Source organism: Wolbachia endosymbiont of Nomada ferruginata, from assembly GCF_001675785.1.
Taxonomy (GTDB): Bacteria; Pseudomonadota; Alphaproteobacteria; order Rickettsiales; family Anaplasmataceae; genus Wolbachia; species Wolbachia pipientis.
Genome location: NZ_LYUY01000216.1, coordinates 1 through 278 on the forward strand (window position 1 = coordinate 1; position 278 = coordinate 278).

Annotated in this window: 1 pseudogene; it reads right to left on the minus strand. The window is 40.3% G+C overall.

Annotated features, from left to right (window positions below):
• A pseudogene (locus tag BA053_RS06470) lies at positions 1 to 220 on the minus strand (phage terminase large subunit); the annotation flags it as partial.
• Between the last annotated feature and the right edge of the window lie 58 nt (positions 221 to 278).

The window sequence follows — 278 nt, forward strand, 5'->3', positions numbered from 1 at the left end:
CGTGTGGTGTCCATCTTGCAGCTAGTGACAGAACTTGCTCTTTAAGCTTTGGGTACTCAAGCTTTGCTCGATATACATCAAGTAAATAGAATTTATTATCTATTTTTGCCCAGGTGGTGCAGACGCTAAAGTCGCTGGAATCGTTTGTTGAAACTGCAGTGTCCCAGCTTTGAGTTACATGTGAGAGATTATCAGGGAAATTTTTATAGCGCTTTAGAGGTTGTCCGGAAACAAGTAAATTCAAGCATATTCCCTCTTTAACATAACCCTACTCATAG